This is a genomic window from Paraburkholderia hospita (assembly GCF_002902965.1).
Taxonomy (GTDB): Bacteria; Pseudomonadota; Gammaproteobacteria; order Burkholderiales; family Burkholderiaceae; genus Paraburkholderia; species Paraburkholderia hospita.
The window spans coordinates 1309983-1333938 of record NZ_CP026106.1; the positions used below are offsets into that span (position 1 = coordinate 1309983).

20 protein-coding genes are annotated in these 23956 nt (G+C 61.5%); 11 read left to right on the forward strand and 9 right to left on the reverse strand.

Annotation, left to right across the window (positions count from 1 at the left end; translation table 11 throughout):
• Positions 1-57 precede the first annotated feature (57 nt).
• Genes C2L64_RS24280 through C2L64_RS24320 form a run of 9 tightly spaced genes read right to left on the reverse strand, consistent with a single transcriptional unit; the run spans position 58 to position 9003 of the window.
• Positions 58-1137: a maleylacetate reductase gene (locus C2L64_RS24280; protein WP_009770701.1), complete on the reverse strand. Its 1080-nt coding sequence runs from the start codon at positions 1135-1137 to the stop codon at positions 58-60.
• Entirely contained in the window at positions 1134-1997 is an 864-nt protein-coding gene (locus tag C2L64_RS24285; RefSeq protein WP_009770702.1) for an intradiol ring-cleavage dioxygenase, read from the reverse strand. The genes C2L64_RS24280 and C2L64_RS24285 overlap by 4 nt, the downstream gene beginning before the upstream one ends.
• Positions 1998-2018: 21 nt before the next feature.
• Positions 2019-2303 carry a YciI family protein gene (locus C2L64_RS24290; protein WP_007730169.1) on the reverse strand — a complete coding sequence of 95 codons (285 nt, stop codon included), beginning with the start codon at positions 2301-2303 and terminating at the stop codon, positions 2019-2021.
• A gap of 29 nt (positions 2304-2332) precedes the next feature.
• A complete protein-coding gene (locus tag C2L64_RS24295) occupies positions 2333-3241 on the reverse strand; it encodes an NAD(P)-dependent oxidoreductase (protein ID WP_009770703.1) in 909 nt (302 codons plus the stop codon).
• A 4-nt stretch (positions 3242-3245) separates the two neighbouring features.
• Positions 3246-4316, reverse strand: coding sequence for a 2,3-butanediol dehydrogenase (locus C2L64_RS24300; protein WP_009770704.1), 1071 nt, complete (start codon positions 4314-4316; stop codon positions 3246-3248).
• Between the two features lie 56 nt (positions 4317-4372).
• The gene (locus tag C2L64_RS24305; protein ID WP_009770705.1) at positions 4373-5344 is read right to left on the reverse strand and encodes an ABC transporter permease; all 972 of its coding nucleotides are present in this window, start codon (positions 5342-5344) and stop codon (positions 4373-4375) included.
• Positions 5341-6294 carry an ABC transporter permease gene (locus tag C2L64_RS24310; protein WP_009770706.1) on the reverse strand — a complete coding sequence of 318 codons (954 nt, stop codon included), beginning with the start codon at positions 6292-6294 and terminating at the stop codon, positions 5341-5343. Before C2L64_RS24310 ends, C2L64_RS24305 begins: the two co-directional genes overlap by 4 nt.
• Positions 6278-7852 carry a sugar ABC transporter ATP-binding protein gene (locus tag C2L64_RS24315; RefSeq protein ID WP_009770707.1) on the reverse strand — a complete coding sequence of 525 codons (1575 nt, stop codon included), beginning with the start codon at positions 7850-7852 and terminating at the stop codon, positions 6278-6280. Before C2L64_RS24315 ends, C2L64_RS24310 begins: the two co-directional genes overlap by 17 nt.
• The gene (locus C2L64_RS24320; RefSeq protein WP_009770708.1) at positions 7849-9003 is read right to left on the reverse strand and encodes an ABC transporter substrate-binding protein; all 1155 of its coding nucleotides are present in this window, start codon (positions 9001-9003) and stop codon (positions 7849-7851) included. The genes C2L64_RS24315 and C2L64_RS24320 overlap by 4 nt, the downstream gene beginning before the upstream one ends.
• Positions 9004-9235: 232 nt before the next feature.
• Between C2L64_RS24320 and C2L64_RS24325 the strand changes: the two genes are divergently transcribed.
• The 11 genes from C2L64_RS24325 to C2L64_RS24380 all read left to right on the forward strand — a co-directional run bounded on the left by C2L64_RS24325 (position 9236) and on the right by C2L64_RS24380 (position 23874).
• On the forward strand, positions 9236-10156 hold the full coding sequence (locus C2L64_RS24325) for a helix-turn-helix transcriptional regulator (protein WP_009770709.1): 921 nt from the start codon (positions 9236-9238) through the stop codon (positions 10154-10156).
• 321 nt (positions 10157-10477) lie between these two features.
• Complete coding sequence (locus tag C2L64_RS24330) at positions 10478-11605, forward strand: YbdK family carboxylate-amine ligase (RefSeq protein ID WP_009770710.1); 1128 nt, start codon at positions 10478-10480, stop codon at positions 11603-11605.
• Between the two features lie 268 nt (positions 11606-11873).
• A complete protein-coding gene (locus tag C2L64_RS24335) occupies positions 11874-12812 on the forward strand; it encodes an aldo/keto reductase (RefSeq protein WP_007735412.1) in 939 nt (312 codons plus the stop codon).
• A 105-nt stretch (positions 12813-12917) separates the two neighbouring features.
• Positions 12918-14681, forward strand: coding sequence for an MOSC and FAD-binding oxidoreductase domain-containing protein (locus C2L64_RS24340; RefSeq protein WP_103153719.1), 1764 nt, complete (start codon positions 12918-12920; stop codon positions 14679-14681).
• A gap of 1252 nt (positions 14682-15933) precedes the next feature.
• Entirely contained in the window at positions 15934-17037 is a 1104-nt protein-coding gene (locus C2L64_RS24350; protein ID WP_009770714.1) for an AI-2E family transporter, read from the forward strand.
• A gap of 29 nt (positions 17038-17066) precedes the next feature.
• A complete protein-coding gene (locus C2L64_RS24355) occupies positions 17067-18629 on the forward strand; it encodes a TolC family protein (protein ID WP_081498955.1) in 1563 nt (520 codons plus the stop codon).
• Positions 18626-19753 (forward strand): HlyD family secretion protein, encoded by a 1128-nt coding sequence (locus C2L64_RS24360; RefSeq protein ID WP_009770716.1) that lies wholly within the window; start codon positions 18626-18628, stop codon positions 19751-19753. The genes C2L64_RS24355 and C2L64_RS24360 overlap by 4 nt, the downstream gene beginning before the upstream one ends.
• A 5-nt stretch (positions 19754-19758) precedes the next feature.
• Positions 19759-20772 carry a DUF2955 domain-containing protein gene (locus C2L64_RS24365; protein WP_009770717.1) on the forward strand — a complete coding sequence of 338 codons (1014 nt, stop codon included), beginning with the start codon at positions 19759-19761 and terminating at the stop codon, positions 20770-20772.
• Between the two features lie 406 nt (positions 20773-21178).
• Positions 21179-22357: a monovalent cation:proton antiporter-2 (CPA2) family protein gene (locus tag C2L64_RS24370; protein ID WP_009770718.1), complete on the forward strand. Its 1179-nt coding sequence runs from the start codon at positions 21179-21181 to the stop codon at positions 22355-22357.
• Between the two features lie 112 nt (positions 22358-22469).
• Positions 22470-23114, forward strand: coding sequence for a VIT1/CCC1 transporter family protein (locus C2L64_RS24375; RefSeq protein WP_009770719.1), 645 nt, complete (start codon positions 22470-22472; stop codon positions 23112-23114).
• A 172-nt stretch (positions 23115-23286) separates the two neighbouring features.
• The gene (locus tag C2L64_RS24380) at positions 23287-23874 is read left to right on the forward strand and encodes a BPSL1445 family SYLF domain-containing lipoprotein (protein ID WP_007733233.1); all 588 of its coding nucleotides are present in this window, start codon (positions 23287-23289) and stop codon (positions 23872-23874) included.
• Positions 23875-23956 lie beyond the last annotated feature (82 nt).

The window sequence follows — 23956 nt, forward strand, 5'->3', positions numbered from 1 at the left end:
AAAGTAGCTGTGGTTGCAGGAAGAATCTGCGGATGCATGCTTCGTTAAAGGAAGCGCCTACACGCTTTCGAACGTCCGGCTGTCTGGCCGTATGCCATCGAAAGCACATGCCAGCAAGCGATGTACCGCTTCATAAGAGAGCGGCCGAGGGTTGTAATAGGGCGCCTGCATTGCGGCCGTGGCCGCCGTGTGAATATCGGATGACCGCAGGCCCAGCGCTTCGAGAGACGCTGGCGCATGAAGCGAGCGGCCAAGGTCGTGCAGCGCGGCAGCGGGTTCTTGCGTGTCCAGCGCCTTGCACAGACGTTCGTGCGCCGCTGGCGCGGCCGGCAGATTGAACGCCATCGAGTAAGGCAGCATCACCGCATGGGTTTCTGCGTGCGGCAGATTGAACATACCGCCGAGCGTGTGGCACAGCTTGTGATGCAATGCCATGCCGACGCTGCCCAGCACAGTCCCGCACAGCCATGCGCCGTACTGGGCGGCTTCGCGCGCCGCGATATCGTTGGGTTTTTCGACGATGCGCGGCAACGCGCGCGCGAGGCTGCGGATACCTTCTTCCGCAAACAGCGACATCACGGGATTGGCGTCCTGCGCATAGAGGCCTTCGGCGGCATGCGCGATCGCGTTGAGGCCACTCGTCGCCGACAGCGCCGCCGGCAAGGTCAGTGTGAGGCACGCGTCGTAGATCACGGTGCGCGGCAGCACGCGATAGCTCTTGCCCGTCTTTTTCTCGCTGGCCGACGTCATGCCGTAGATAGGCGTGACTTCGGAGCCGGCGTACGTGGTCGGGATGGCGAGGATCGGCAACGAGGTTTCGAGCGCGATGGCTTTCGCGAGTCCGAGTGTCGACCCGCCGCCCGCCGCGACCAGTCCATCCGCGCCCGCCGCGAGCGCCGCCGCGACCCCTTCCTGCGCAGTTTCGACAGGCACGTGCATGACGGCCCGATCGAACACGTCCGCGCAGTGCTCGCCCGCGAGCTTGCGCACGCGGTCGGCGAGAAAGCGCTGCTCCGGCGTGCAGAGCACGAGCGCGCGCCGGATGCACAGTTCGTCCAGTTCGTCGGCGAGGCGCTCGATCGCTCCCGAGCCGAACACGATGCGGCCGGGCCGGCCGGTGTAGGTGAAGGCAATCATGAGGATCGGCTCAGAACGAAGTCGAACGCGAGCGTGCTGAATGGTGTCGCCATTACCGTGCCGTCGGGCGCGGTGCCGCTCTCGTGGCGAATCCACGGCGCGATCAGCGACGAGCGCACACCGAACACAGCATCCGAGTCCAGGTAGCGATCGCCTTCGCGGAAGACATGCGTGACGAGCCGTTCGTAGCCGGGCGCCGTAATCATGAAATGCAGATGCGCAGGCCGCCACGGATGACGTCCCAGCGCCTCGAGCATGCGACCCACGGGACCATCGTGCGGAATCGGATACGGCTCCGCCACGATCGAGCGAAAGTGATAGCGACCATCGGGAAGGCTGTGCAGCACGCCTCTTGCGCGATGCGTGTCGGCGTTGCTGTGCTGGACGTCGTAGAAACCTTCGGCGTCCGCCTGCCACACTTCGATGCGCGCGCAGCTCACCGGCTCGCCGTCCGGGCCGCGCACCACGCCCGACACGAAGCACGGTTCGCCGCGCGCACCGTTGGCGACGTCGTCGCCGTTACGATACTCGGGCGCGTTGTCGACGAAGAAGGGACCGAAGACCGTCGCTTCCGTACATCCGCTGGGCTTGCGATGCGCCATTGCCGTCACTAGCATCGAAAGGCCCAGCGTATCCGACAGCAGAATGAATTCCTGGCGGCGGTCGTCGGTGATATGGCCGACGTCGGTGAGAAAGCGGATGCCAGCTTCCCATTCGCGCTCGGTCAGGCCGACTTCGCGAGCGAAGGCGTGCAGATGCCGCACGAGACTCGTGACGATCGTCTTGAGCCGCTCATCGGGTGCGTGTTCGTGGCGTGCAAGCACGGCATCCGTGATGGTGTTCTCGTCGAGGTTTCGCATGAATCGATTCCGTTGGTCTGACTAGCGGTTGTCGACGCGCTTGAGGAACGGTCGGATATCGACGGTGCGCCAGATTCCCGCCTTGTTGAACGGGTCGTTGCTGTTGAAGCGCATCACGTCGCCGATCTCATCCGCTTCGTAAAGAAAGAAACTGCCGATCATCGTTTCCTGATCGCCTGCCAGCAGCGGGCCCGACATGACCATCTTGACGGGCGACGTGGCCAGATAAGCCTTGTGTTCTTCGTAATGGGCAAGACGGCGTTCGACCATGTTGTCGTGGTCGAGGCAATAGACGGTGTAGTGCATCGCGACTCCTAAATGAGGTGAGAAAGAATTCAGCGGGAAAGGCCGGCTTGCGCTTCGACGGCACGCACGATGGAGAAGAAGTCCAGATCCGCTCCGTCGCCCTGAGCGTAACGCGCGAACTGCTCGCGCACGAGCGCCGCGGCTGTCATCGGTACGCCGGCTTCGACGCCCGCATCGACCACGAGCGACATGTCCTTGAGCATTTGCCGCGACGAGAAGGCAGGGGAGAAGTCCCGCTTCTTCAGCGGATCGAGTTTGTATTTGACAAGGGGCGACGCGGCGACGCTGTCGCCGATCACATCCAGCATCTCGGCCCAGTCGAGGCCGCCCTTCGTGCCGAGCGTCAACGCTTCGGCAAGCAGCACGGCCGTCGAGCCGACGAGGTGATTGATGGCGAGCTTCAGATAGCGTGCCTGCTGATCCTCGCCGACATAGTACTGGCGCGTCGACATCGCCTGGAAGACGGGCAATGCGAGGCCGTACGCGTCTTTCGGGCCCGATGCGAACACGGTCAACTGGGCCTTGTCGGCGAGGACCGTGCTGCCCGAAACGGGCGCGCAGATGTAGCCGATGCCGCGCTTGCGCGCCGCATCGCGAACCTCGCCCGACGCCGCGGGCGATACCGTGCTCATGTCGATATAGACGGCACCGTCGTTCGCGTTTTCGATCACGCCATGTGTGCCGTGCGCGACCTTACGCAGTACGGCGTCGTCCGGGATGATCGAGAAGACGAGAGGCGCCGAACGCGCGACGCTGCTGACATCTTCTGCGCGGCGCGCGCCGAGTCGAACGGCCTCGTCGACGCGTTCTGCGTCGACGTCGTACACGGTTACGTCGAATCCTGCGGCGAGCAGATTGCGCACGATGGGCGTGCCCATCTTGCCGAGCCCGATCCAGCCTATCTGTTGTGCGTTGTGCTTTTCTTGCGTGTGCGGCATGTCGTCACCGTGTCTGGGGATTGATGAGAATCTTCATCTTGTCGCTGCCTTTGTCGCTCAGCACGTCGAAGCCTTTCTCAACGACATCGTCGGCATCGATCAGATCGTGGATGAGCTTTTCAACGGGGAATTTGCCGTTCGCGATCATGCCGATGATGCGCGGCCAGATCGTGACGGGGTAACACCACGTTCCTTCTATCCGAATATCCTTCAGCGACCATTTCATCGGATCGACACTCGCTGTGCCGACATGCAGGCCCGCCTGAACGACGGCGCCCGCCGAACGCACGGCATCGACGCAGGCGTTCAGCGCATGCTGGTTGCCCGCGCATTCGATCGCCACGTCGACGCCGACACCTTCTGTCAGGTCGCGAATCTTTTGCGGAAGCTCGCCATCGGATGGATCGAAGATGTCGGTCGTGACGCCGAAGCTGGCCATCTTCGCGGCGCGCGCCGCGTTGGGTTCGCTGACGAAAATCTTCGTGGCGCCCGCTGCATGGCAGGCGAGCGCCGCGAGCACGCCGATCGGGCCTGCGCCAGTAATCAGCACCGTCGAACCGACCGTGACGCCGCCCCGGTCCACTGCATACAGTGCAACGGCAGCGGGTTCGATCAACGCTCCCTGCTTGTCGCTGACGCTGTCGGGCAGGCGGTTCGCGTGATAGTCGTTGAGCACCGTGTATTCGGCCATGCCGCCGCCGTCCCAGCTCAGCCCGACGCAGCCCATCTTCGTGCACAGATGGCGCATGCCGCGCGCGCAGTAATAGCACTGACCGCACGACGCGAGCGGCATCACCGAGATGCGGTCGCCGCGTTGCACGTTCTTCACGTCCTTGCCGACTTCGACGACCTCCGCGCTGAATTCATGGCCCAGAACCTGAGGCGCTTTTGCGCCCGTCAATGCATGCGGCTCGGTGGGCACGACGATGGGACCCGCCTGATACTCATGCAGATCGGTGCCGCAGATGCCGCACCACAGCGGCTTGACGATCATCTGGTTCGCGCCCATGCCCGTCGGGTCCGGTACGTTTTCGACCCGGATATCGTGCGCACAATGAAAACGCACTGCTCTCATATTCGACTCCTTGGTTAGTCGGGCCATTTCCAATGGCCTCGTGTGGATCTGGAAATTCAGCGCTGCCGGCGGCTCACGTAGCACGCGGATGCGCCGATGATGATCACGCCCTTGACGATGATCTGCGCCTGCACGGGCATGCCGATCAGCAGCACGATGTTGAAGACGATGACGAGAATTGCTGCGCCCGCAAGTCCGCCCAGCAGCGAGCCGCGGCCGCCGGAGAGCGCGAGGCCGCCCATCACTGCGGCGACGATCGAATCGAGTTCGAAGCCGCGCCCCACCCAGTTGTCGACGATGCCGACATAGCCCGACAGGATCAGTCCCGCCAGCCCGGCAAGCAGCGCGCTGATCACGTAGCAGGCGATGCGCACGGTGTCGGGACTCACGCCGACCAGTCTCGCGGCGACGGCGTTGCCGCCCACCATGTACACACGTCGCCCGAACGTGGACAGATGCAGCAGCGTGCCGAATACGATCGCGCACGCGATCAGCAACAGCACGTTGACGGGCACGGCCGCGATCGAGCCTGTTCCCAGCACGTGAAAGAGCGGTGGAACGTTGCCTGACGGCGCGCCTTGCGTGTAGGCGAAGCGCAGACCGTCGAGCACGACGGCTGTGGCGAAGGTTGCGAGAAACGGCGACACCTGACGCTTCGTGACGAGCAGACCGTTGAGTAGCCCCGCACCGATGCACAGCACGAGCGTGACGCCGAAGATGGCAGGGGCTGAATGGTTCGTGTCGTCGAACGCGGTGGCGATCACGGCCGCCGTCGCCATCACGGAGGCAACCGACAGATCGAGTCCGCCCACGAGAATGACGAACACCTGGCCAATCACGACGATGCCGAGCGGCGCGAACTGCACCAGCATGTTGACGACGTTGTCGGCGCGAAGGAAAGCAGGCGACCATGCGCCCGAAAGCGCAATCAGCGCCACGAGAAACAGATAGATGCCATAGCGTCGCGCGACACCGAGTGACAGCGTGCGCGCCGGTGTGGCGTCGCTGCGCGGAGCAACCGAGTTCATGCGAGCCTCCGTTTCTGCTGGACGTTGACGCAGACGGCCGCGATGATCGCGATACCCTGCACGATGAGCTGATACTGCGACGGCACGCCAGCGAAGTTGATCAGGTTGTTGAGCATGCTGAGTAGATACACGCCGAGCAGCGTACCGATGACGCCGCCACGCCCTCCGCTCAGAATCGTGCCGCCGACGACAACGGGCGTAATCGACGCAAGCGTGTAGTTCGCGCCGAGATACGGTTGGCCCGAGCCGAACTGGGCAGCGAGATAGATGCCCGTCATGCCTGCGCAGAGTGACGAGAACGTGTAGACGAACAGAATGACGCGTTTGCGCGGAATGCCCGATAGCGTCGCCGCGTTGTCGTCGTCGCCGACGAGGTAGACGTATCGGCCGAGGCGCGTATTGCGCATGAAATACGACACGCAGCCATAGAGGAGCAGCACGACGGTGGCGGTGACGGGCACATTAGCGTATCGGCCGTAGGCCAGCGCGTCGAAGCCGTCCGGCACGCTGCCCACGGGGCCGTTCGCGTAGTACAGGATGCCGCCTTGCAGCACGGCACCCATACCCAGCGTCACGATTAGCGGATGGACGCGCAGCCAGAGCACGAGCAGACCATTGGCCAGTCCCACGAGGACGGACAGCGCAATCGCGACCGAAATCGCCACGCCCCATCCGCCTCGTGTGGCATCCGACAAACCCGAGGTGAGCGTCGCCGCGACGCTGATCAGCGAGCCGACAGACAGATCGATGCCGCCTGTTAGAACGGCGAGTGTCTGCCCGAGCGCGACGAGCGCGAGTCCCGTCGACTGCTGATGGACGTTCAGCAGATTGGACAGGGTCGAAAAGCGGTCGTTGACGCTGGCCCCCGCGATGAACAGCACCGCAATCAGGCCCGCAACGATATATACGGCCGCGTTCGGTGCGACGCGACGCCTAATGAGCGAACGCATGAGTGCCTCCCGTCTGCGCGAATTGCGCGCCACCCGTCGCGAGCGCCATGATGTCGTGCTCGGTCATCTGCTCGCCGCTGACTTCGCCCGCAATTCGCCCCTCGCGCATCACCAGGACGCGGTCGGACATGCCGATCACTTCCTGCAACTCGGAACTGATCATCAGGATGCCGAGTCCGCGATTCGTCAGTTCGCGCATCAGTCGATAGATTTCCGCCTTCGCGCCGATGTCGACGCCGCGTGTCGGTTCGTCGAGAATCAGTACACTGGTGCACACGCGTACCCATCGGCTGATGAGCACCTTCTGCTGGTTGCCGCCTGACAGCGTCGCGACGCTGCCCGCAGGCCGCGCGCCCGCGATGCCGTATTCGCGGATAGCATCCGCGCCTGCTGTACGTTCTTCCCTTGCTCGCAGCAATCCAAAACGGGACACACGCTGGAGGGTTGTCGCGGTGACGTTCTGCGCGACGTTCAGGTACATCAGCAAGCCTTCTGATTTGCGGTCTTCCGTGACGAAGCCGAGACCGAGGCGGATCGCCGTTGCAGGCGTCATGCGCGCGTGGCGCGCGCCGCGCACTTCGATTGTGCCGCGCGCGGGCAGGGCGCCGAACACGCCCGACGCGAGTTCGGTGCGGCCCGAGCCGACCATGCCGGCGAGTCCGACGATTTCGCCGGCGCGTACGGACAGCGAAGCATCGAATACGCGATTGCCGACCTGCAGACCTCCGACATTCATCAGCACCGTGCCGCCCGGCTCCAGCGTCGGTTTTGGCGGATAGATATCCTTCATTTCGCGGCCGACCATCATCCGCACGAGACCGGCACGCGTCGTTTCCGACACGGCTTGTGTGCCGATCTTGCGGCCGTCCTTCATGACGGTCACGCGGTCGCACAGTTCGAAGATTTCATCCAGACGGTGCGAGATATAGACAATCGCGACGCCGCGCTCGCGCAGTACGCGCAGCCGTTCGAACAATAGCTGAACCTCCTTGCCGGCGATGACTGCTGTCGGTTCGTCGAGTATCAGGACGCGTATCTCGCTTGCCATCGCCTTCGCAATCTCGACCATCTGCTGGCTGGCGACAGAGAGCGCGCCGACACGCTCGCGCGGATCGAGTTGCACGCCGAGTTCGTGCAGCAACGTGGCGGCGCGTTCGTTCATCGCGCGATGGTCGATCGTGCCCAGCCGCGTGCGGGGCTCGATTCCGGCGAAGATGTTTTGCGCCACGCTCGATTGCGGAAACAGCACGAGTTCCTGATAGATGATGTGAACGCCGTGCGCCTTTGCGTCGGCGGGAGACTTCCACGTAATAGGCTGACCGTCGAAGCGCAATGCGCCTTCGTCGGGTACGTAGGCGCCCGCGAGCACTTTCATCAGCGTCGATTTACCCGCGCCGTTTTCGCCGACCAGCGCGTGAATTTCGCCGCCGCGCACGCCGAAGCTCACGGCATCGAGACTCTTGACGCCGGGGAACTGCTTGGTGATGCCGCTGACTTCGATGACGTCGGACGGCGCGGAGAGGCTATCGCGTGACGGACTGGATGCGGGCTGGTTCATTTCTCACCCGGCAGCTTGATCTTGAACGTCGACGGGTTGTAGTCCGCTCCCATGCCGCCGTCGATGATCTTGTCGGGCGGGCCCTTCGCATCGACCACCTGATCGATGTACTGGTCGGGATGCGGCACCGACGCCGTCTCGTCGCCACGCGTCAGCGCGATCTGCGGACTGATCTCGTAGATCTTCGGCAACGGTTGACCTTGCAGCACCTTGAGCGCGACATCGAGCGACGTGCCGCCCATCGAAGGCGGATAGCCGATTTCGAGCATCGGAATCTTGTACTTCAACGCGAGTTGCAACGGGCCGTTGAGGTCGGCTGTCGTGTGCGGCGGAATTTCGCCGGGCTTGAAACCGGCCGCGAGGAATGCTTCGATCGAGCCCGCGACGGGCAAGCCGTGCGCGCACCATACGGCGTTGATGGTGTGCCCGTACTTCGCGATCATGGCCTGCATCTGCTGCTTGGCCTTCACGGGGCTCCAGTCCGAGTAGACCGTGTCGAGCACCTTGATGCCGGGGTATTGCGAGAACACTTCATGCGCGGCCGCTTCGCGGTCGGCGCTGACGCTGGAACCCGCCTGGCCTGCCAGCATGATGACGTTGCCCTTGCCGTGCAGCTTCTCGACGATCCATTGCGCCCACACGCGGCCCATCATCGCATCCGAACCCGTCACGAACGAAACAAAGTTGTCCGATGAAATGCGCCGGTCGACCATCACGACCGGGATGCCCTGTTTCATCGCGCGCGTGACGACGGGATCGAGCGCCTTCTGCGTGTTGGCGCTGACGATCAGCAGATCCACACCGCGCGAGATCAGGTCCTGAATGTCGGCGGCCTGTTTCGCGTCGTCCATGTTCCCGTTTGTAATCAGCAACTGCTTGATGAGGTCGGGATGCTCGGACGCGGCCTTCATCAGCGAGTGTTGCATCACGACGCGCCAGCTGTCGCCGAGTCCCGCATTCGAAAAGCCGATCACGTAGGGCGGTTTCTTCTTGAACTTCGCCGTGTCGGAGAACGGAATCTGCACGGCGGGATTGAACAGAAACGTGCGCGGCGCGCCGGTGTAGTCCGCGCGCGCGGCACAGGAAGCCGTCAGGATGAAAGCCGCTGCGGCGAATACGCACGCACGGTGAAAGCGGGTCGAACGACGCATGAGTGTCTCCGTAAATGTTCTGATATCTGTCGGAAGACACGCGCGTTGTCTCGCTACGCTTCAACGCGGCTGGCTGCCACATGCACGGGTAACGGGTTCTATAATCTGGCGTTACCGATGCTGGATACAGCGTGCTTCCCGACGGCGCCAATGTGGCATGGTTGACGGAGCGCATCTAGCAATTGCCATTACTAGTAATGGCAGTAACAGGGAAGGCAGAAGGAGCCGAGACATGGAGAAGCAGCAGCGCCTGAACGAACTGGCCGATTTTCTGAGGACGCGCCGCGCACGTCTACGACCTGAGGACATCGACTTTCCGAGCGGCAGCCGCCGCAAGACACCGGGCCTGCGCCGCGAAGAAGTGGCCGAGCGTGCTGGCATCAGCGTCACCTGGTATGCGTGGCTCGAACAGGGCAGGGAAGTGAATGTGTCGTTCAAGACGATCGAAAGCCTCGCCAATGCGCTGAAGCTTTCGCCGCACGAGCGCACGCATCTGTTCGAGCTTGCCAATCACTACACGCCGCCTGGCCCGTATCCCATCGCGCAGAACGTGACGGATACCGTTCGGCGCATGCTCGATCAGCTTGGCAACATGCCGGCGTATGTCGTCGACGGCAACTGGAACTATGTGACGTGGAACGAGGCCGCCGTGCGCGTGTTCGCCGACTTCCGCAAGATGCCTGCGGGCCGCTGCAATCTGCTGTGGTTCACGTTTCAGCAAGACGGCGCGCGTGCGCTCTTTCAGGGCTGGGACGCCTATGCAAAATGCGTGCTGGCGCAGTTTCGCGGCGACTACATTCTTCGGCCTTCGGGCGAAGTGTTTTTACGCGATCTCGTCGAAGAGCTGAACGATACGGATGCTGATTTCTGCCGCTGGTGGGCCGAACACGAAGTGCTCAAGCGCAGCGACTGGCGCAAGGTCATCGAGCATCCGGTAGCAGGGGTGCTGGAACTGGATGCGCTGTCGCTGGAAGTGCCCGATGCGCCGGGGATGCGCATCATGGTCTACACGCCGGCGCCGTCGACGGATACTGCGCAGCGCATCGAGGCGCTGATGAAAGCCGATTGCGCGGCGACAACCCAGTTCGAGGCCGCAACAGTGCTCGACACATTCAGAAAAGCGCGGGTGTCGAAGACCGGGCAAAGCCGTTGATGACACAGGGCTCGGTATAAACCCTGGATTGTGCGATGCAAGGTGCCATTGCCCTGTAACGACGCGGTGGCACAACTTCATGCACGAAATGCGTGCACGCTTTTCGGCGTTGGACTTCGAGACGACGTAATTCGGACAGCCAGGACGCGTATTATGAAAATACCCCGTTCGGGCTCGTCTCCGATCGACGTATGACAGTGCGGTTGAGCCTGGTGCTGCATAGCGGCAGTGCTCGCGCTCAACGCTTATCCGACCAGATGCGGCAGCGCCGGCTCGTACGTCAAGGCTCGGCGTGAGCATCGATGTGCGAGAGGGCATCCCATGCTGCAGCCATTTGCGTCATCTGATCCGTTCACGATGGGAGTCGAACTCGAAGTTCAGGTCGTCAATACCCATGATTACAACCTGACGAAGGCGGCGACGGAGTTGCTGAACCGGGTGAGCGAGCAGACTTTTGCGGGCGCGATCAAGCCGGAGACGACAGAGGGGATGATCGAGCTGGCGACAGGCATATGCCAGAATTTCGATCAGGCGAGGAGCGAATTGCAGGTGCTTCGCGATACCCTGGTCCGGGCAGCGGATTTTCTGAATGTCGGAGTGTGCGGCGGCGGCACAAACTTCTTCCAGAACTGGTACGACCAGCGTTCCGACGGGCGCGAACGCTCCGAATATCTGATGGGGCTGTATGGCGCGCTGTACCAGCAGTTCACGATCTTTGGCCAGCACGTGCATGTAGGCTGCCCGGATCCTGATTCGGCGCTTGTTCTATTGCATTCGCTTTCGCGTTACGTTCCGCACTTCATCGCGTTGGCTGCTTCCTCGCCGTATGTGCAGGGGAGCGACACGAAGTTCCAGTGTGCCCGGCTGAATTCGGTTGCGCCATTTCCCTTGTCGGGGCGAGCGCCGTTCGTGACGACGTGGTCGGAGTTCGAAGCATATTTCGAGCGCATGGCGAACACTGGCCTCGTCAAAAGCCTGAAGGATTTCTACTGGGATATACGTCCAAGCCCGGGATACGGCACGATCGAGATACGTGTCATGGACACACCGCTACGCGTCGAATGGGCCGCCGCGATCGCCGCGTATATCCAGGCGGTTGCGCGTTATCTGCTGGTTGATAAGCCTTTGCGCCTCAGTGAGCGTGATTACGAAGTGTATCGGACGAACCGGTTCATGGCCTGCCGCTATGGACTGGATGGTCTATGCGTGAATCCGGAGACCGGGCATCGCGGTCCGATTCGGGGCGACGTTCTTGTCACGCTGGACGCGGTCGCTGAGCATGCGCGCATTCTGGGCGCGGAGGAAGGCCTGGATATCGTCAAGCGTACTCTGACTGAAGGTGTCAGCGACGCAATGTGGTTGCGCCGCATCTACGGCGTACATAGTTCATTGCATGAGGTTGCCCGCCAGCAATGTCAGGTCTGGCGTGGCGCGCAGATGCCGGGATAGACGCGGGATTCTGCGGACCCGTGTTTTTCGGTTCCATGCACGCGATTGAAGAGACAGTCGAAGGCATATTGACAGCGGAAGAGCACGTCCGCTGCACCCGTGGCGGATAGCGGATATCGTAGCCGGCATGCATTGGTTCGCGATTGCTTTCGGAAGAAGCGGTTTCGTCGACAGTCGCGAGCCGATATCCCGTTGTACCTGCACGTTGTCGCGTACGCACGCGAATTGACGGGCTGCTTTGCGCCTGCGAGGGTGCGGAGGTAGCGCCATGGCTGTGCCGACAGATTTCCAGCTGCGAAAAATCCCGCTCAAACACGGGTCTGGTTCCATGCCTGCTATTGGGTTCGGCACGCTGATCCCCGATGCAGCCACGACCAGGACGGCTGTCTACGATGCGCTGACGGAGGGGTATCGACACTTCGACTGTGCAGAGCGATATAGAAACGAGGGCGAGGTGGGAGAGGCCTTGCACAAAGGGCTCGCGGACAATGGGATGGCGCGCGATGAGGTCTTTGTTACGACCAAGCTCTGGAACTCAAACCATCGGCCCGAGCGCGTTCCGCTGGCTTTCGAAGCAAGCTGCACGAAGCTTGGAATCGACTATCTGGATCTGTACCTGATACATACGCCATTCGCGTTCCAGCCGGGAGACGACCAGGACCCGCGCGATAAAAATGGCGACGTCATCTACGACGACGGTGTCACGTTGCTCGACACATGGCGTGCGATGGAAGCGCTCGTCGACGGTGGGAGATGCCGGGCGATCGGACTGTCCGACATTACGTTGAATGAACTGCAACCCCTATATGAGGCGGCAAGAATCAAACCGGCGGCGGTGCAGGTCGAAGCCCATCCGTATCTTCCGGAGACGGAGCTTCTCGAGTTCTGCAACGCGAATGGGATCATATTTCTGGCCTTCGCTCCGCTGGGGCATGGAATAAGGCCGGGTCCGCTCGATGATGCCGTGGTCGCAACGATCGCTGCGCGTGTGGAGAAAACACCGGCGCAGGTTCTGCTCGCCTGGGCCGTGCAACGTGGCACGGCTATGCTGACCACGCCAAAGACAGCAACTCGCGCGCGGGAAAACTTCAATATCGCCGCGCTCCCTGCAGACGCGTTCGAAGAGATCAATCAGATTCAGACCCGACGGCGATATAACGAAGTCGTGAAGACGGGCACGCCAGGATTCATTCCGTCGCGCAAATGAGCGCCGCATACCGCCCTTGTTGACGAAGCGCTTGACGCGTCAGGGCGTTGGACGCGTCGCGGGAATGACGCGCACTGCCGGGAATCGTATAGAGGTGTGACTGACATGGCACGACTGCTATCGGTGAATGTTGGCCTCCCGCGCGACATCGAATGGAATGGGCGGACCGTGCATACGGGAAGCTGGAAACTTCCGGTGCAAGGGCGATGTGTCGCTAGGCGTCTGGGCCTTGACGGTGACGGCCAAGGGGATCTTGGCGGACATGGCGGAGAACAACGCGCCGTGCTGGCCTATCAGATCGATTCGTATCGACACTGGCAAGCGTTTCTGCACAGGCAGGAATTCGGCTTTGGACAGTTCAGCGAGAACTTTACGATCGATGGATTGCCGGACCGTGAGGTATGTATCGGAGATGTCTACCAGATAGGTCATGCGATATTTGAAGTCACGCAGCCGCGCGTAACCTGCTATCGCCTTGGCATTCGCATGGACGAGCCGCGCATGGCGGCCTTGTTGACCTCCAGCGGACGCCCGGGGTTCTATCTGCGTGTCCTGCAGGAAGGCGACGTGGGCGCTGGCGACGAGATCATCAAGCTGCGTGGGGCGAAGGCGCAGATGACCGTCGAAGAGATCAATGCGCTGCTGTATTCGCCTGCCCATCCACGTGATCGATTGGAGCGTGCATTGTGTATCGAGGCTCTGTCACCGGGATGGCGAACGTCGTTCAACACACTACTCGGCAGCATCGAGGCAGGCGCGACTAGCGGCAACGCGGGGCTTGCGCCCGCCGCGGCGTCGAATGCGGTTGCGCCTGGTTTTCGACAACTTGTAGTCGTAGCAATCCAGCGAGAGTCCGCCGACGTTCTCTCGTTCGTATTCGAGGCGCCGGATGGACTGCCACTTCAGCAGGCTCGTCCGGGGCAATATGTTGTGTTGCGTCTGAAACAGAGCGCTGAAGATCCGCCGTTCTTTCGGAGCTATTCGCTCTCAGGTGCGCCGTCGACAGGCCGATATCGCATCAGCGTGAAGGTCGAGCCGAACGGGGCGGCCGGCACCTATCTTGGCGATCGTGTTCGCGTGGGAGATACGCTCGATGTCAGCGCTCCGCGCGGGGACTTCGTCCTCAAGGACGGAATCAATCCCGTTGTATTGCTGAGTGCTGGAATCGGCGTGACGCCTGTTCTCTCGATGCTGGATGCACTGGCGGCGGCGGGGTCCGCTCGGCAGGTTCTCTGGATTCATGCGGCCCGCGATGGCAAGCATCATCCTTTCGGTGCCGAATCCAGGCGCCTGCTCAACATGCTCGAGCACGGACGCGACTACGTTTGCTACAGCGCGCCGGCGGCGAGCGATCGTATCGGTGACGACTTCGACGACACGGGTCGTGTGTCGCAAATGGCGTTGGAAAAGATCGGCCTTCCCGTGGATGCCGATGTCTATCTTTGCGGGCCGACATCGTTCATGGACGACATGAAGCGAACGCTGGAAGGCATGGGCGTTCCGAATTCGCGACTTCACATGGAGCGCTTCGGCGGTGTGGAGTCGCTGAATCCAGGTATTACGGACACGTCGGTGCGTGCCCCGCATCTGCCGCTTGCAGAGGTCGCCGAGGGGCCGCTGGTGTCGTTCGCACGCAGTGGTATCGCCGCACATTGGAACACGCTTTCCTACCAAAGTATTCTGGAACTGGCCGAAGCCTGCGACGTACCCGTCCGATGGTCGTGCCGGACGGGAATATGTCACAACTGCGAGAGCGGGCTTGTTTCGGGAGCGATTGCCTATGCACCGGAGCCGCTGGACAATCCTGCCGATGGCAATGTGCTTATTTGCTGCGCACGACCTGTGGGAGACGTCGTAGTGGATTTGTGATTTTGTGTGCCAATTCGAGGAAATACGTTCGGTTCCCGTACTTAATTAATTGATTGTCGCACCCTGTGATGTGGGACCAGGGGCACGTCTGACGTGTCCGACGAAACGTCATGGGTGAACGGACCTGGATATGTCGGCGCATTGCGATGCAATGCGCCGACATATCCAGCTGTACGCCTGTCGTCAGAAGCATGGCGAGCCGCCCAACGCGGCCCAACCACACGATACCCAGTGCTATAGTTGTTCCATCACTCTTCTGCGATCCCGACTCCCATGTTTTGCGACGCATGCGACGGAATGCTACAGAGCGCTACCCCTGTTCCCCATCCACAGTTGCAGAAATTACCTTGTTCGACGAGGCTGCGTCCACTGGGTCGCCGCCCGCTCGAAGTGTGCAGATATCGCTGTCTTCAGTGTGGGGTGAACTGGATGCTCGAAACTGACATGTCGAATGCAGACGAGCACGAGTGGATCTGTCTCTACCATTCATCGAGCATTCTCGCGCCCGGCAGCGTTTCGGCTCTCACTTCGCAGCTGGAAGCAGATTCTCCAACGGTCACGCGTGTGAACGCCGCTCATGCGGTGGGCCCGGAACGGCCCTATCAAATGTTGATTCGGCTAGGATCGCTTCCCTTCGTCTGACGAACAAAGAAAGCAAAGCTGAGCGATAGCAGCAGGTGAATTGACTTTGCGAAACTTCTGTTCGCAATGGGTTCGCCGGTCTTTGAAAGCCACCTCCTATTTTGCGACCGTTTAACGACAAATGGCTCAGCGCAACTGACCGTGGATTTTCGCAAGATCAATCAACGCCGCCCAACCAGTCATTAGACCAAAGTCCAATACAAACTTTTGTTCAACGTGTATAGGCTGAAATTCTCTACCTGCGGGCCACGGGGGAGCTTGTCTTACAATTCATGAATATGGCCTGAAGAGAATCCGGGTGCGAGCCCAATCTACGACCACAAGAAGGCGGAAGCCAGGAAGAAGCGCGATGCTGCGACTAAAACCGCCCATCACGGCATGAGTCAGTAAAAGTGCTTTTCATTCGCAAGGTATCACGCGTTCGCGGCTGAATGTGAATGGAACTGGTGCAGGTTCGCGGCAAGACATGAGACCTTTGCAGACCAGCTTCAACAGTGGCATTACGTCAGTATCAGTGCGTGTTTCACCCTGCCAGGCCGACGGTGCCGATTTGGGCACGCCCTGATTTGTCGCCGGCAAATGCTCAGGGTGACCTGCCGGGAGGATAGTCATGCTGCTCACACCGGATACCCAAGGGGTGCTGTCCCGGCAATTGCTCGATGTACTGATCCGCGCTGGACTTGTCGCCGTTCTGGCCATCTTCTGTTTCCGGATCTTTGCCCCGTTCCTCAACCTCATGGTTTGGGCATTGATCCTTGCAATCACGCTGTATCCGCTACAGGTCAGGCTTCGGCGTTCGCTCGCCGGCAAGGATGGCCTGATTGCCACGGTGATCATCCTCTGCGCGTTTGTGGTAATTCTCGTGCCGACCTATCTGCTGGGCGTCGCGGTCGCGAGTTCGATCGAGCGGGCGATGGCCATTTTCAGGAGCGGCAGCTTCCAGATTCCGCCACCGGATCAATCCGTGGCCGCCTGGCCGTTAATAGGCCAGCGGATTTATGACTTCTGGACGCAGGCTTCGACCGATCTCACTGGGCTCGCGCAGAAGTTCGCACCTCAACTCAAGGAAGCCGGGCTCGCGATCCTCGGCACGGTCACGGGCCTGGGTGCGGGACTGCTGGTCTTTTTCGTTGCGCTTATAGTCGCTGGCATTTTCATGGCGCATGGAGAGAAGGGCTATCAATCTTCAGTGCAGATTGCCTCGCGCATCTCGGGTCCCGAGAACGGCCAGCAGATTGCCGATTTATGCACGTCGACCATTCGGGCGGTGGCGCAGGGTGTGGTCGGTATTGCGTTCATCCAGATGCTGCTCATCGGCATCGCGTTCATCGTCATGGGTATTCCCGGCGCGGGCCTGCTCGCGCTCGCCGTGCTGCTGATCGGCATCATGCAGTTACCCGCAACGCTGATTACAGTACCCGTCATCATTTTCGTGATTGTTACGCAGGGGGTAAGCACGGCGACCGTCATATTCTCCGTCTACGTTTTCGTTGCCGGTCTGGCCGATAACGTGCTCAAACCACTGTTGTTGGGCCGTGGCGTCGCGGTGCCGATGCCCGTGGTGCTGATCGGTGCGATCGGGGGCATGGTGACGGGCGGCGTCATTGGGCTCTTCATCGGTCCCGTCATGCTCGCCGTGGGTTACCAGCTGTTCTGGCGATGGGTGAAAGACCAGCCGGCATCCGGGCAGCGCCAGACACTCGAACAACCCTAATACCCGGGGACCACGCCGTGTCGCCTCCAATGCTCCCACGCGGGGTGGCGATGCCGCTTCGGACAGTGTTGCTAATCGGGAGCCTCACGGGCTTCATGAATGGGTGCATGCGCGTGGGCCCGGACTTTCATCCGCAGCATGAGGGGTGGAGCGAGCACTGGAGCAGCGCATCGATCGGGCAGGTCACGCAGCAGGGGGCGCAGCCCGATGCGCGTCAGTGGTGGGAGATTTTCGGCGACGAGAACCTCGAGCGTCTGATCGCGCAAGCCGATGCAAACAACGGCGACCTGAAGATCGCCGGCCTGCGCGTGATCGAGGCCCGCGCGCAGCTCGGCATCGCGCTTGCGGGACGCTACCCCCAGCTGCAGCAGGTCAACGCCGACGTGCTTTACTCGGCGCGCAAGCGCTCGGATGGATTCAACCCGCGCTCGGGTGCCTACTGGCAATACGGCACGGGCTTCAGCATCGGCTGGGAACTCGACTTCTGGGGGCGTTTTAGCCGCGCAATCGAGTCGGCCGACGCCACATTCTTTGCGGCGCAATCGAATCGCGACGCAGCGTTGGTCCTGTTACATGCGCAAGTCGCCGATACCTACTTCACGCTGCGCACGGCCGAGGCGCGCCTGCGCATCGCGCGCGACAACGCCCGGTTGCAGAAGCGCAGCTACGACATCGCGCAAAAGCTCTTCAAGAGCGGCGAGACGGATGAGCTGGACTTCCAGCAGGCCAAAACGCAGTATCTGGGCACGCTGAGCAGCATCCCCGAACTCGAGAGCCAGATCGTGCTCGCGCGTCACGCGCTGTCCGTGCTGACGGGGCGACCACCCGGTCCGCTGCCGGAGCTCGACGTGCAGTCCGGCAAGGAGGGCGTGATCCCGCTCGTCGATCATGCCGTGCTGCAGGACGTGCCAGCCGATCTGCTATTGCGCCGCCCCGACGTTCGTGCTGCCGAGTATCAGATGGCCGCACAGTCGGCGCTGATCGGCGTGGCGAAAGCCGATCTCTATCCATCGGTGTCGCTGGTGGGCTCGCTCGTCTGGAGCGCGAGTTCGCTCACCGGCTCACCGAACACGCTGGCCGTGGTAGCCGGCCCGAGCGTCACGTGGAACGTGTTCGATCATGGCCGGATCATCAACAACGTGCGCGTGCAGGACGCCCGGCTGCAACAGTTGACGATCGCCTATCAGAACACCGTGCGCGAAGCCGCACGGGAAGCTGATGATGCCGCGACCGCACTGATCGCCGCATTGCAGCGGGACACCATTCTGAACGACGCTCAAGGGGCCGCGCGGCGCTCCCTCACGCTTGCCAATACGATCTACCGCGAAGGGTATTCAGACTTCCAGCGCGTGCTCGATGCCCAGCGCGCGCTGTTCGCGCAGCAGGATGCGTACATCGTCAACCGCAGCAATGCCGTGGGCAGTCTGATCGCGCTGTACAAGGCGCTCGGCGGAGGCTGGTACGCGGAGCAGCCGATCGTCGATCCGGCGACCCGTGCGCAGATGCAGGAACGCACCGACTGGGGTGATCTGCTGACCAAGCCGGGCGCGCCGTCGGCTGCCGCCATTCCGTCCTCAGGTCCGTCCCAATGAGCGACACGCCCGGGACCTCCCATGCTGCGCCGACGCCGGCGCCATCGCCCGACGCCGATCCATCGGGCAGGGCGATGAAGTGGATTGTCGGCCTGATCGTCGTGAGCCTGATCTGGTATCTGCTCGCCGACCGCTTTACGCCTTACACGCAACAGGCACGTGTACAGGCCTATGTCGTGCCCGTCGCCGCGGAAGTATCGGGACAGGTGACGCGCGTTCTCGTGCACAACAACCAGGAAGTCAACGCGGGTGACGTGCTGTTCGAAATCGATAGCGGGCAATACCGCATTGCCGCCGATCGCGCACGGGCCGACCTCGACTCCACGCGCCGTCAGGTCGGCGCCAGCACGGCCGGCATCGATTCGGCGCTCGCATCGCTGCGGGCGGCCGTCGCGAACGAGACCAAGGCGCGGCAGGACAGCGAGCGCCTCGAACGGCTGTATCGAGAAGACGAAGGCACGGTCTCGCTTCGACGCCTCGAGGTGGCGCGCGCGACGCACGAGCAGGCTCAAAGCCAGGTTGCCGCAGCGCGTGCCGAAGTGGAGCGTGCACGCGAGCAGCAGGGCGGTCACGACGCAGAAAACGCGCAGTTGCGCAGCGCGGCGGCTGCCGTCCAGAAGGCTGAACTCGATCTGGCCAACACGCGGATCACGGCCCGCACAGGTGGCGTCATCACCGATCTGCGCGCCGAGGTCGGCCAGTTCGCGGCGGCGGGCAATCCGGTGATGACACTGATCGCGATTCGTAGCGTGTGGGTCAGCGCCGATATGACTGAGAACAACCTGGGCCACCTCCAGCCCGGCACGCCCGTGGCGATCGCACTGGACGCACTGCCGGGCGAAGTCTTCGAAGGGCGGGTCCGCAGTATCGGTTATGGCGTGAGCGTGGGGCAGAGCGCGCCCCCCGGCAGTCTGCCCACCGTGCAGAACAGCCGCGACTGGCTGCGTCCCGCCCAGCGTTTTCCGGTGATCGTCGAATTCGACCCGAATGAGCGCGCACGTCTGCACAACATCCGCGTTGGCGGGCAGGCCGAGGTGATGGCGTTTCCGAGTCAGGGCAATCCGCTCAATCCGCTGGGTCGCGTGTTTCTGCGCGTGATGAGCTGGGTCTCCTATCTTTACTGACGTCGATGGCAAACACACTCCAGCTCCCCGGTCGCCGTGCGCTGCGCGTTGCCACAGGGACGGCACTCTGCCTCGCGGTCAGTTTCGCGCTGGACCTGCCGATTCCCGTGGTCGGGCCGGTGTTCGCCGTCTTTCTGCTGGCGACGCAAAACCGGCCACTGTCGTTCAAGGCAGGCATCGCATTCGCGCTGGTCGTCGCATTGACCACGGGCAGCGGCTTGCTCCTTGTTCCGCTGCTTCGTCATTACGCGTTCGCTGGCGTGATGATCACGGGTCTCATGCTCTTTCTTGCCTTTCGCTACGGATTGCGCGGCGGGAACAATCTGGTCGCGACCTTTCTGGTGGCGGGACTGACGATGATCTCCGCAGCGGGTACAGCTGACTTCCAGTTAGCCGTGACGGTCGTTGGCGCGCTGGTGCAGGGGCTCGTGCTTGCCGTGGTGGTGTCGGCCGTGGTTCACCGGCTGTTTCCCGAACCCATGAGCGCGCGGCGGCAGCCTGCCGCGCCCGTCATGCCGAACGATCTGGCCGTACGCGTTGCGCTGCGCGCCGCGCTCGTGGTCATGCCGGTCTACCTGCTCGCGATGGCCGATCCGGCGAGTTACATGCCGATCATCATGAAGTCCGTCAGCCTCGGCAGGCAGAGCTGCACCACGACGGCCCGCAGTGCGGCGCGCGATCTCATCGGCTCTACGTTGCTAGGCGGCCTGCTAGCGGTCGCGTTCTGGTTTGCCCTCAGGCTCTTCGTGGACCTGTGGATGTTCTTCCTGTGGATGCTGCTGTTCGGTCTGCTGGTGGGACGCAAGCTTTATCGCATCAGCCCGACGCGTTACTCGCCGGGTTTCTGGCTGAACAGCCTCGTCACGATGATCATCCTGCTCGGCCAGTCGGTGCAGGATAGCGTGGCAGGCAAGGACGTCTACAGTGCATTCGCGGTACGTATGGGACTCTTTCTGGCTGTGACGGTCTACGCATGTCTGACGCTTCAGCTCTTTGACCGCTACGGCCGGGCACACTGACACGCTGATTTCTGATTAGACCAAGGTCCAATACCGCCGGTGCTATACAGTGAATAGACTTAAAGAGGAGCGCGTGATGCCTTTTGACGATTCCGCGATTGATCATGTTCGCTGGCAGAGGCGGACGACTCTCCGAGACGGGAGAGGCAGAAGCCAGACGGTTACCGCAAACCGAATCGCCCCATTAAATACGTTCCGGAGAAAGGTCTAGCCGCGATCGGGTGAAGCCAAGGCGCCGCGTTCTGTTTCACGTCTTCCGAAGAAGGCACGCCGCAGCGAGATAGCTTGCCACCCCAGCCCTGATCAATCGCGCAGACCGTCTCCCCTGGTCGGCGACGAGGTTCCGCGGCCAGTCCACAATGCGTTGCTTCGAGCTCTGTCGAAGGTCTGTTCAGGAGAACACCAGATGACAAAGTTGCTGGTCGACGTGGTCATCTTTCTTGCGTCGGCGCTGATCGCCGTGCCGCTGGCGGTCCGCCTCGGCTTTGGGGCCGTACTTGGCTACCTGGTGGCGGGCATCATGATCGGCCCGTGGGCACTGAAGCTGGTGACCGACATCGACGCGATCCTCCATTTTTCCGAGTTGGGCATCGTGCTGATGATGTTCGTGATCGGACTTGAAATGAGGGTCGACGCCCTATGGGCGATGCGCCGCACCATCTTTGGCTACGGCACAATGCAGATGACCGTCTGTGCCGCGGCGTTGTCGGGGATTTTCCTGATGTTAGGGTTGCCCTGGCGTATTGCGTTGGCGGGCGGGCTTGCGCTCTCGCTGTCATCGACCGCAATGGTGATGTCCGAACTTCAGGAGCGTAAGTTAATGGATATGCCAACGGGCCGTGCCGGGTTCGGCATTCTCCTGTTTCAGGACATGGCAGCTATCCCGCTGATTGCTCTCCTGCCGTTGCTTGGACCGGCGGTGCCCACCCCCGCAGCGGAACCGGGTTGGCTCGTAGCTTTGAAAGCACTGGCCATGCTTGGTGCGATAACGCTCGTCGGCCGCTACCTGTTGCACATCGTGCTGCGTTTGATCACCAGCATTGGCGTTCCAGAAATTTTCACCGCGTTTGCACTGCTGTGGATAGTGGGCATCTCATTGCTCATGGAGAGCGTTCATCTGTCAATGTCTTTGGGCGCCTTTGTCGCAGGGGTACTGCTCGCGGATTCGGACTATCGCCACCAGGTCGAAGTCGACATGGCGCCCTTCAAGGGCCTGTTGCTCGGTTTGTTTTTCATTGCAGTGGGAACGTCAATCGATTTTGGTGTGTTGATGCGCGAGCCGGTACGTGTCGCGATACTCGTCGTGGCACTGGTCGGTATCAAGGCGATCGCGCAGTGGTTTCTTGCGAATAGATTCGGCGTGCCGCCATCGCAACGCGGCTACTTCGCGATTCTGCTGTCACAAGGCGGCGAGTTCGCGTTTGTGGTGATGGCCGCTTCACTGGCTGCGGGGGTTATCGATCAGCGACAGTCGTCCCTTGTCACGCTGGTCGTTGCGCTATCGATGGTCTCGACGCCTTTACTGTTGCTCGTGCACCGCCGGCTGTTGCAGCCATTCGCCAGTCGTGAGGTCGGAGAAGGGTAGTCGAGAGGATCCATTGCGTAGCCGGATCGTGGATTACTCGGGGGCCGTTGATTGCGACGAATCCCTTCTTGCCTGATGTAATCAGGCAAGAACCACAAGGAGTCCAGCTGAAATGTCAAACGAACGCGAACCCTTGCTTGACCCAATCGACAGAGTGAGCGAGATCGTCTTTGGTGTGCTGATGGCACTGTCGTTCACGGGTGCCCTCAGCGTTGCGACCGCCGGCCACCAGGAAGTCCGGACGATGATGCTCACCGCGCTCGGCTGCAACCTCGCCTGGGGGCTGGTGGATGCCGTCATGTGTCTCATACGCACAGCAACTGAGCGACGCAGGAAGGTTACATTGCTGGCGCGGCTTCGGGCGACACAAGACAAGGCCGAATCGCACCACTTGATTAAAGATGCGCTCCCGCAACTTCTCGCATCCATCGTCCAGCCTGCGGCGCTCGACTCACTGCACCAGGGGCTCCTTACCGTACGCGAGCCGGCTGTCCGGCTTGACGGGAGAGACTATGCCGCCGCATTCGGCGTATTCGCGCTCGTCGTCCTGGCGACTTTCCCGGTCGTGATTCCATTCATGTTCATTTCAAAAGTCGTGCTGGCATTGCGCGTCTCAAACGCACTGGCGGTTGTCACGCTCTTCATCTGCGGTTTTGCGCTCGGTCGGCACACCGGCGGAAGACCGTTGGTGTCCGGTCTCGCAATGTCCGGAATTGGCGTCGCGCTGCTTGCAATCATCATCGCTTTAGGGGGCTGATTCGGAGCTTGGCAACGGATTATCGGCTACCGCAGGGCGAACACCTGCCTGAAGCGCTTTCTGCTTCTGTGAAATTGCAACCGGGGCGCGTGACAGGACAATTGTTGGTGGAGTACATCCTTTAGACCATTGCAGCAACACGGTTTGACCGTGAACCATGATGGAGGTAACCATGCACAGAAGAACTTTTATACGGACGGGTAGCGCTGCGCTCGCTGTTTCGGGCCTTACGCTGGCGGGTTTCACATCGACACTGAGCGACGCCCTCGCCGGCGAGTCCAACTCAGCGAAACGGCAGGAAATCGACGCCAAGGTCCACGCGACCTTATCGCGGCTGTACGAGACAGTCAAAGGTTCAAAGGAACTCGTCGGCAAGGCGAATGGCGTTCTCGTGTTCCCATCCGTGCTGAAGGTCGGCTTCATCGCCGGCGGCGAATACGGCGAAGGCGCATTGCACGTAGGTGGGAAGTCGGTTGGTTACTACAGCACGGTGTCGGGCTCATTCGGCTTGCAGGCAGGCGCACAATCGAAGGCCGTCATCTTTCTGTTCATGACGCATGATGCGCTCAGCAAGTTTCGCAATTCCAAAGGCTGGTCGGTCGGTGGCGAAGGGTCGGTCGCGCTGCTGAAGGTCGGCGCGAACGGAGCGATCGATACGACGACGGCCACCGCGCCCGTCCAGGCGATCGTGCTGACCAATGCCGGCCTGATGGGCGATGTTTCGCTCTCAGGCACTAAAGTTTCGCGCCTGAAAATCTGATGATGGAGCTTGCTGTGTTTGCCTGGCCAGGTTTCAACCGATCGACGCAATGTAGTTGTCGTCACGCCAGATCGGCAACCGG

Bases quoted from the DNA above. Each gene is read 5' to 3' on its own strand.
- C2L64_RS24280 (WP_009770701.1), bottom strand. From the start codon at position 1,137: ATGATTGCCTTCACCTACACCGGCCGGCCCGGCCGCATCGTGTTCGGC.
- C2L64_RS24285 (WP_009770702.1), bottom strand. From the start codon at position 1,997: ATGCGAAACCTCGACGAGAACACCATCACGGATGCCGTGCTTGCACGC.
- C2L64_RS24290 (WP_007730169.1), bottom strand. From the start codon at position 2,303: ATGCACTACACCGTCTATTGCCTCGACCACGACAACATGGTCGAACGC.
- C2L64_RS24295 (WP_009770703.1), bottom strand. From the start codon at position 3,241: ATGCCGCACACGCAAGAAAAGCACAACGCACAACAGATAGGCTGGATC.
- C2L64_RS24300 (WP_009770704.1), bottom strand. From the start codon at position 4,316: ATGAGAGCAGTGCGTTTTCATTGTGCGCACGATATCCGGGTCGAAAAC.
- C2L64_RS24305 (WP_009770705.1), bottom strand. From the start codon at position 5,344: ATGAACTCGGTTGCTCCGCGCAGCGACGCCACACCGGCGCGCACGCTG.
- C2L64_RS24310 (WP_009770706.1), bottom strand. From the start codon at position 6,294: ATGCGTTCGCTCATTAGGCGTCGCGTCGCACCGAACGCGGCCGTATAT.
- C2L64_RS24315 (WP_009770707.1), bottom strand. From the start codon at position 7,852: ATGAACCAGCCCGCATCCAGTCCGTCACGCGATAGCCTCTCCGCGCCG.
- C2L64_RS24320 (WP_009770708.1), bottom strand. From the start codon at position 9,003: ATGCGTCGTTCGACCCGCTTTCACCGTGCGTGCGTATTCGCCGCAGCG.
- C2L64_RS24325 (WP_009770709.1), top strand. From the start codon at position 9,236: ATGGAGAAGCAGCAGCGCCTGAACGAACTGGCCGATTTTCTGAGGACG.
- C2L64_RS24330 (WP_009770710.1), top strand. From the start codon at position 10,478: ATGCTGCAGCCATTTGCGTCATCTGATCCGTTCACGATGGGAGTCGAA.
- C2L64_RS24335 (WP_007735412.1), top strand. From the start codon at position 11,874: ATGGCTGTGCCGACAGATTTCCAGCTGCGAAAAATCCCGCTCAAACAC.
- C2L64_RS24340 (WP_103153719.1), top strand. From the start codon at position 12,918: ATGGCACGACTGCTATCGGTGAATGTTGGCCTCCCGCGCGACATCGAA.
- C2L64_RS24350 (WP_009770714.1), top strand. From the start codon at position 15,934: ATGCTGCTCACACCGGATACCCAAGGGGTGCTGTCCCGGCAATTGCTC.
- C2L64_RS24355 (WP_081498955.1), top strand. From the start codon at position 17,067: ATGCTCCCACGCGGGGTGGCGATGCCGCTTCGGACAGTGTTGCTAATC.
- C2L64_RS24360 (WP_009770716.1), top strand. From the start codon at position 18,626: ATGAGCGACACGCCCGGGACCTCCCATGCTGCGCCGACGCCGGCGCCA.
- C2L64_RS24365 (WP_009770717.1), top strand. From the start codon at position 19,759: ATGGCAAACACACTCCAGCTCCCCGGTCGCCGTGCGCTGCGCGTTGCC.
- C2L64_RS24370 (WP_009770718.1), top strand. From the start codon at position 21,179: ATGACAAAGTTGCTGGTCGACGTGGTCATCTTTCTTGCGTCGGCGCTG.
- C2L64_RS24375 (WP_009770719.1), top strand. From the start codon at position 22,470: ATGTCAAACGAACGCGAACCCTTGCTTGACCCAATCGACAGAGTGAGC.
- C2L64_RS24380 (WP_007733233.1), top strand. From the start codon at position 23,287: ATGCACAGAAGAACTTTTATACGGACGGGTAGCGCTGCGCTCGCTGTT.